Origin of the sequence: Amycolatopsis sp. WAC 01375 (genome assembly GCF_003947325.1) — a bacterium.
Classification (GTDB): domain Bacteria; phylum Actinomycetota; class Actinomycetes; order Mycobacteriales; family Pseudonocardiaceae; genus Amycolatopsis.
The window spans coordinates 82,040-89,239 of the sequence record NZ_QHHW01000057.1; the positions used below are offsets into that span (position 1 = coordinate 82,040).

The 7,200-nt window shown below is 69.2% G+C and carries 7 protein-coding genes; all 7 read left to right on the forward strand.

Going from position 1 to position 7,200, the window contains the following annotated elements; genetic code table 11:
- Nucleotides 1-224 precede the first annotated feature (224 nt).
- The 7 genes from DL991_RS39070 to DL991_RS39100 are packed head-to-tail and all read left to right on the forward strand — an operon-like array spanning nucleotide 225 to nucleotide 6,982.
- The gene (locus DL991_RS39070) at nucleotides 225-1,229 is read left to right on the forward strand and encodes an ABC transporter substrate-binding protein (RefSeq protein ID WP_125789368.1); all 1,005 of its coding nucleotides are present in this window, start codon (nucleotides 225-227) and stop codon (nucleotides 1,227-1,229) included.
- The gene (locus DL991_RS39075) at nucleotides 1,226-2,179 is read left to right on the forward strand and encodes an ABC transporter permease (protein WP_125789369.1); all 954 of its coding nucleotides are present in this window, start codon (nucleotides 1,226-1,228) and stop codon (nucleotides 2,177-2,179) included. The genes DL991_RS39070 and DL991_RS39075 overlap by 4 nt, the downstream gene beginning before the upstream one ends.
- Complete coding sequence (locus tag DL991_RS39080) at nucleotides 2,176-2,964, forward strand: ABC transporter ATP-binding protein (protein WP_125789370.1); 789 nt, start codon at nucleotides 2,176-2,178, stop codon at nucleotides 2,962-2,964. The genes DL991_RS39075 and DL991_RS39080 overlap by 4 nt, the downstream gene beginning before the upstream one ends.
- 2 nt (nucleotides 2,965-2,966) lie before the next feature.
- Nucleotides 2,967-5,588: a nitrate- and nitrite sensing domain-containing protein gene (locus DL991_RS39085; protein WP_125789371.1), complete on the forward strand. Its 2,622-nt coding sequence runs from the start codon at nucleotides 2,967-2,969 to the stop codon at nucleotides 5,586-5,588.
- Complete coding sequence (locus DL991_RS39090; protein WP_005156032.1) at nucleotides 5,585-6,010, forward strand: roadblock/LC7 domain-containing protein; 426 nt, start codon at nucleotides 5,585-5,587, stop codon at nucleotides 6,008-6,010. The genes DL991_RS39085 and DL991_RS39090 overlap by 4 nt, the downstream gene beginning before the upstream one ends.
- 20 nt (nucleotides 6,011-6,030) lie before the next feature.
- A complete protein-coding gene (locus DL991_RS39095; RefSeq protein WP_125789372.1) occupies nucleotides 6,031-6,411 on the forward strand; it encodes a DUF742 domain-containing protein in 381 nt (126 codons plus the stop codon).
- Nucleotides 6,389-6,982 (forward strand): ATP/GTP-binding protein, encoded by a 594-nt coding sequence (locus DL991_RS39100; RefSeq protein ID WP_125789373.1) that lies wholly within the window; start codon nucleotides 6,389-6,391, stop codon nucleotides 6,980-6,982. Before DL991_RS39095 ends, DL991_RS39100 begins: the two co-directional genes overlap by 23 nt.
- Nucleotides 6,983-7,200: the final 218 nt, after the last annotated feature.

The following is a 7,200-nucleotide window of genomic DNA, read 5'->3' on the forward strand; positions in this document are numbered from 1 at the left end:
GTAGAGCTTGCGCCACTCGATAGGATCGCCGCCGAGAGCAACGGGGTGATCACCTCTATCCAGAGTGTTCAGAGGTTTTGATGGGACGGCCGGGTGTGCGGCCGGACCGTCCGCTATTGCCGGCCGGGCTTCCGCGAGGGGGTTCGACACCGGTCGATCAGTCCTGCGCTCGAACCGCCGGAACTTTCCACGCCCGTGTTACTCCCCTTCCCCAGGAGTGCGTTGTGATTTCCCGTTCCCGCCGTCTCGTGACGGCGTTGTTGTGCGCCCTTTCGCTCGCAGGCGTGACCGCCCTTTCGGCTTGTTCCGACAGCACGGCCGCCTCCGGCAGCAAGGTCACCATCGGTTACAGCGCCTGGCCGGGCTGGTTCCCGTGGGCGGTCGCCCAGGAGAAGGGCCTGTTCGAGAAGAACGGCGTGAACGTCGACCTGAAGTGGTTCGACAGCTACACCGAGAGCATCAACGCACTGTCCTCCGGCGCGATCGACGCGAACAGCCAGACCCTGAACGACACGCTCGCGTCGGTCAGCGGTGGCGCGAAGCTGTCGGTGGTGCTGGTCAACGACAACTCCACCGGCAACGACAAGATCATCGCCCGTCAGGGGATCACCGGCGTCGCCGACCTCAAGGGCAAGAAGATCGCCGTCGAGCAGGGCACCGTCGACCACTACCTCCTGCTGCTCGCGCTGCAGGAGGCGAAGCTGACCGAGAAGGACGTCGAAGTGGTCCCGCTGCTGACCGACGCCGCCGCGGCCGCGTTCGTCGGTGAGCAGGTCGACGCCGTCGCCGCCTTCGCCCCCTTCACCTCGAAGGCCCTCGAGCGCCCCGGCAGCCGCGCGATCGCGACGTCCGCCGAGTTCCCCGGTGCCATCCCGGACCACCTCGTCGTCTCCGAGCAGATGTCGAAGGAGCGGAAGAAAGAGGTCCAGGCGCTGGTGAACACCTGGTTCGAGACGATCGAGTGGATCAAGCAGAACCGGGACGAGGCCGTGCGGATCATGGCGAAACGCGGCGCGGTGTCGATCGAGGAGTACAAGAGCTACGACGCGGGCACCACGATCTTCACCAAGCAGCAGAACCTCGACGCCTTCACCCCCGGCGTCACCCCCGCCCACCTGAACTTCCAGGCGGGCAAGATCGCCGACTTCATCGTCTCCAACGGGCTCGCCCAGAACCGGCCGAACTTCGACGGGCTGTTCGACGACCAGTACGTCAAGGCGGTGAAGTGAGCACCACGGACGCGGCGAAGCAGGCCACTCAGCGGGCGGACGCCGCCGACGAGGCCGAAGCGCGCCGTCTCGAAGACGAGCAGCGGCTCGCCGAAGCGCAGGAAGAGCGGGGCGGCTCGCGGCCGGACTGGTCGCCGCTGCCCCGCCGGGCGGGCCTCAAGCCGAACGCGTCCCCGCTGTTCTCGCTCCGGACGCCGATCCCCGCGCGCTGGCGGTGGACGCTGGCGGTGGCCTCGTTCGTGATCCCGTTGCTGATCTGGGTGACGCTGAACGCGCTGGGCACCATCAAGCCCACGTTCCTGCCGACGCCGGTCGCGGTGTTCGACGCGCTGCTGAAGATGATCGAGTCGGGTGAGCTGTTCAGCGATCTCTGGGCCACCACCCAGCGGGTGCTGCTCGGTTTCGGGCTCGCGGTGCTCGTCTCGGTGCCGCTCGGCATCGTGATGGGGACGTTCGACGCGGGGCTGGCGCTGTTCGAGCCGGTCATCGCGATGCTGCGCTATCTGCCGGCGAGCGCGTTCATCCCGCTGCTGATGATCTGGCTCGGCCTCGGCGAACCGTCGAAGGTCGCGGTCCTCTTCCTCGGCACGGTCTTCTTCAACACGCTGATGACCGCCGACGCCGTTCGCGGGGTGCCGCGTTCGCTGATCGACGTGTCGTACACGCTCGGCGCGCGGCGCGGCGAGGTCCTGCGCAAGGTGATCGTGCCGCACGCGCTGCCCGGCATGATCGACGCGACCCGCGTCAACGCCGCGGCCGCGTGGAACTTCGTGGTGGTCGCCGAACTGATCAACGCGACCGCCGGGCTCGGCCTGCGGATCATGCGGGCGCAGCGGTTCACCCAGACCGACCGGATCTTCGCGCTGCTGATCGTGATCGGGCTGCTCGGACTGGTCATCGACATCGCGCTCCGGCAGCTGCGGGCACGCGTCGGGAAGTGGGCGGCATGACGCTTCGGCTCAAGGCCGTCGCCAAGGACTACACGGTCCGCGACAAGACCACCCGCGCGCTCGACGGGATCGATCTGGACATCGCGCGCGGCGACTTCGTCTGCGTGGTCGGCGCGAGCGGATCCGGCAAGTCGACCCTGCTGTCGCTGATCGCGGGGCTGACCGAACCGACCGAAGGCCTGATCACCCTCGACGGAGACGCGGTGACCGGGCCCGGCCCGGAACGCGGGCTGGTGTTCCAGCACGGCGCGCTGTACCCGTGGCGTTCGGTGGAGGGCAATGTCGCGTTCGGACTCGAACTGCTGAGCCTCGACAAGGCCGAACGCGCACGCCGGGTCGACTGGTATCTCGAGGAAACCGGGCTCGCCCACCTGCGGAAGTCGTTGCCCAAACAGCTTTCCGGCGGGCAGAAGCAGCGCGTCGCGATCGCGCGGGCACTGGCGTGCGAGCCCGACGTGCTGCTGCTGGACGAGCCTTTCGGCGCACTGGACGTTCAGACCAAAGAAGACATGCAGGTCCTGATCCGCCGGATCTGGGCCGACACGCACACCACGGTGCTGATGGTGACCCACGACGTCGAAGAGGCCGTGTTCCTCGGCAGGCGCGTCGTGGTGCTGGCCTCGGATCCGGGCCGGGTGGCCGCCGACATCGTGGTCGACCTGCCCGGCGACCGCGAACTCGCGGTCAAACGCGCGCCGGAGTTCGTCTCGCTGCGCGCGTCCATCGAAGACCTCGTCCGGGAGCAGCACCGCGGACACCTCGGGCGGAGCCGGGGAGAAAGGTGATCATGAGGCACGGGAAGACCCGGCCCGAACGCGGGTCGCGGTCCGGATTACTCGGCAGACTCGGCATCCGGGGCAAGCTCAACCTGCTCCTGATGCTGCCGCTGACCGCCGTGGTCCTGGTGTCGGTGCCTTACGTCGCCGGGGAGATCGACGACGCCCGGTCCGCGCGAACCACCGCCGACGTCGCGTCGCAGGCCCGCGCGCTCGGCACGCTGGCCTGGGAACTGCAGCGGGAACGGCTGCTGACGGCGCACTACATCGCGTCTTCGTCGGCGAGCAGCTCGGCGATGCTCAAGCAGCAGGGCGTCGTCGCGGAAACGGTGAACCAGATCCGGTCGCAGCTGAGCGCCGACGCACCGGAAGAGCTCGCCGCCGCGCTGGTGCGGATCGGGTCGCTGAACGAGATCCGGGAGAACGCGCTCCGGCGCGGGGCCTCACTGGACAGCGTGGCGCGGACGTATCACGCGGTGATCGACGCGGTCGTCAACTCGCTCCGCCTGGTCCCGCAGCAGACCAGTGACGCGGAGGGCACCCAGCAGCTGACGGCGCTCGACGCGCTGCTGCGCGCGAACGAAGAGAACTCGTTGCGCGGTATGGCGTTGATCATCGTGCTGGTCACCCCCGAATCCGGGACGCCGGTGCTGGCCGACGCGAAGCAGCAGGCGTCGCTCTTCCTCGAACGGTTCGTGCAGCAGGCCGACGTCGTCCAGGCCACGCAGGTCGTCGCGGTCGAACAGGGCGAGACGGGCCGCCGGGTCGACGCGCTGGAAGCCAGGCTCGCGGAGGCTCGCGGCCCGCAGGCCGTGCAGAACCTGCTGCCGGACATCCTCGGCGCCGTCGACGCCCAGTCGAACCAGCGACGGCTCGCCCAGGACGCGGTCACCACCGGCATCACCGACGCCGCGACCGCGCGGGCCGACGCCGCCCAGAACCTGGCGTGGACGATCGGTATCGGCGCCGGCGTGCTGTTCCTGCTGGTCGGCGGTCTCGCGATCGCGGTCAGCCGGTCGATCGCGGATCCGCTGCGGAAGCTGACCACGGCGGCGACCTCGGTCGCGGACCTCGCGAGCACCGAACTGGTCCGCGTCACCGACACCGAGGAGGCCGAAGAACTCGCGCCGCGGCTCGCCACCATCGACGTGTCCTCGCAGGACGAGCTCGGCAGACTGGCCGATGCGTTCAACCGGGTGCAGGCCACCGCGGCCGAACTGGTGGAGCGGCAGGCCCTCACGCGGCGCAACGTCGGCCTGATGTTCGCCAACGTCGCGAAGCGGACGCAGAACCTGGTGGGCAGGCAGCTGGCGCTGGTCGACGAACTGGAACGGAACGAGCAGGACGTCGCCCTGCTGGCCAGCCTCTACCGGCTCGACCACCTCTCCACCCGGCTGCGCCGGAACGCGGACAACCTCCTCGTCGTGTCGGGGAATCGCGACGAGGCAAGGATTTCCGGTCCGATCGAGCTGTCGACGGCGCTGCGTTCGGCGCTCGCGGAGATCGAGGACTACCAGCGGGTCCGGCTCGGTTCGATGGGCGACGTCCTGCTTTCTTCGCCGTTCGGCTCCGATCTGGTGCTGATCTTCGCCGAGCTGCTGGAGAACGCGACGTCGTTCTCCCCGCCGGAGTCCTTTGTGGACGTCGGCACGAAGATCCTGCCCGACGGCTCCTGCCTGATCGTGATCGTGGACCAGGGCATCGGCATGACCGGCGAACGGCTCGCCGAGGAGAACCGGCGGCTGGTCGAACGCGAGCGGCTCGAACTGGCGCCGACCAGTGTGCTCGGGCTGTTCGTGGTCGGACGGCTCGCGCGGCGGCACGGGCTCAAGGTCGAACTGACCGAGACCGAGCCGGGAGCGGGGATCACCGCGCGGCTCACCGTCCCGCCGAACCTGCTGACGTATCGGCAGCCCATGCCGAAGTCCGTCCCGGCGCCGCCGGTGTGGCCGACGGCGGAACCGGTCGACGAGCCCGCGTCGCCGTCCCTGCCCGCGCCGCGGGCGAACGCGACCGGGCACGAGCCGCCGACACTGGCGATCGCCGGGATGATCCCGCGCGACGGCATGCGTCCCAAGGACTTCCGGTGGTTCCGCAAGACCGACGGGGAGATCGCGGAACCCGCGCCGGCACCGGTACCGCTTCCGGCGCCGTCACCCGTGTACCAGGCTCCCGCGCCGACGCTCACCGCCGCCGATCCCGGCGAGACTCGGGGCGGGCTGCGGCGCCGGGTCAAGGGCGCGCAGCTGCCAGGCGCCCCCGAAGCGCCGTCGCGGCAGAAGTCCAGGCATGATCCAGAAGCGGCCAAAGCGGCCTTCGACGGCTTCGAGGCCGGACTCGCGAAGGCCACCACACCGCCGGCCGCCACCCCGGCGCCGATGCCGACCCCGACGCCGGTGCCCGCAGCCTCCCGCGGCGGTCTCACCAGAAGGGTCCCCGGCGCGCAGCTGGCGCCGGGGCTGTCCAAAGGACCGGCCGCGCGGCACCAGACCGCGCGGGCGGCGCTGAACACCACCAAGCCCAAGGGCATGCGTGACCCCGAGGCCGAGCGTGCCGCGTTCGACGCCTTCAGTGACGGGTTGGAGAAAGCCGTCAACCCGGAGATGGAACAGAGAGAGAAGAGCAAGAGATGACGACCGGAGTCAGCGTCGAAGCCCGGAACTTCAACTGGTTGGTGACGCGCTTCGCCCAGAACACGGCGAGCGCGATGGGCGCGATCGCCGTCTCGGCCGACGGCCTGCTGATCGCGATGTCGTCCGAGCTGGAACGGGCCAACGCCGACCGGCTGGCCGCGATCTGTTCGGCGATGCTCGGCCTGGCGCACGGTGTCTCCGAGAGCCACCCGCTCGGTTCGCCCGACAAGATCATCATCGAGCTGGAGCAGGGCTACCTGCTGGTCTGCACGATCAGCATCGGCTGTTCGCTCGGCGTGCTCGCCACCAAGCAGGCCAGCCTCGGCACGATCGCCTACGAGATGGCGATGTTCGCCAACCGGGCCACCGAGGTGCTCACCCCCGCGCTGATCGAGGAACTCAAGAAGAGCGTCGGCAGCTGAACTGACGAGGGGACAAGGGAATGAGCGACGACCAGGTACCTCAGCCGCGAGGCGCCGAACAGGGCATCTCGCCGCTACGCCCGTATCTGCTCACGGCCGGCCGCGCGCAGCCGGTGGACGGCACGCTCGAAATCGAGGCTCAAGTGCTCACGAGCAGGCTCGGCGCGGCTTCGCACGCGAGGCTGACCTTCGAACGACGGGAGATCGTTTCCCTTTGCCGGGAAACGAAATCCGTCGCCGAAGTGGCGGCGATGCTCGGCCTGCACATCGGCGTGGCCCGTGTCCTCGTGGCGGACCTCGCCGCGCTCGGCTACGTCGTGCTCCGTCGCCCTGCCGGAGCCTTCACCCAGGACCTCGGCATGATCGAAAGGGTCATTCGTGGACTCGAATCAATTCGCTGAACCGGTGACGGCCAAACCGCCGACACCGGTCAAGATCGTCATCGCCGGCGGGTTCGGCGTCGGCAAGACGACCACCGTCGGCGCCATCTCCGAGATCAAACCGCTGACCACCGAGGCGGCCATGACCTCGACCGGCGCGGCCGTCGACGGCACCGGCGGGAACGTGCCGTCGAAGACCACCACCACGGTGGCGCTGGACTTCGGCTGCATCACCATCGACGAAGAGGTGAAGCTGTACCTCTTCGGCACGCCGGGGCAGGACCGGTTCGGGTTCATGTGGCACGACCTCGTGCTGGGGGCGCTGGGCGCGCTCGTCATCGTCGACACCCGCCGTCTCGACGACTGCTATCCGGCCGTCGACTACTTCGAGAAGGCCGGGCTGCCGTTCGTGGTCGGGGTGAACGTCTTCGACGGCTCCCTCAAGCACGACCTCGAAGACGTGCGCTGGGCACTCGCGGTGGGCGAGGACGTCCCGCTGATCACCTTCGACGCGAGGCAACGGCTCTCGGTCCGTGACGCGCTGCTCGCCGTGCTGCACAACACCTTCCGGCGGGCTTCCGCCGCCTCCTGACGCGTCTCCACCCTCGCAATTCGGCACCTGGTTGCGCTGGTTCGCCTTCGAACCACCGCAACCAGGTGCCGAATTGCGACCGGGGGGCTAGGCCGTGTCCGGTGAGTCTGTTCGATGGGCTTCGTGATCCAGGTGGTTCCTGGCGGTGCGGGCGGATCGGCCTCGTACCGGGTCATACTCGGCCGCGTCCGCCCGTGCCGTCGGGGACCACCTGGGCC

Coding starts and splice junctions, on each gene's coding strand:
- DL991_RS39085 (WP_125789371.1), top strand. CDS start 2,967: ATGAGGCACGGGAAGACCCGGCCCGAACGCGGGTCGCGGTCCGGATTA.
- DL991_RS39090 (WP_005156032.1), top strand. CDS start 5,585: ATGACGACCGGAGTCAGCGTCGAAGCCCGGAACTTCAACTGGTTGGTG.
- DL991_RS39080 (WP_125789370.1), top strand. CDS start 2,176: ATGACGCTTCGGCTCAAGGCCGTCGCCAAGGACTACACGGTCCGCGAC.
- DL991_RS39095 (WP_125789372.1), top strand. CDS start 6,031: ATGAGCGACGACCAGGTACCTCAGCCGCGAGGCGCCGAACAGGGCATC.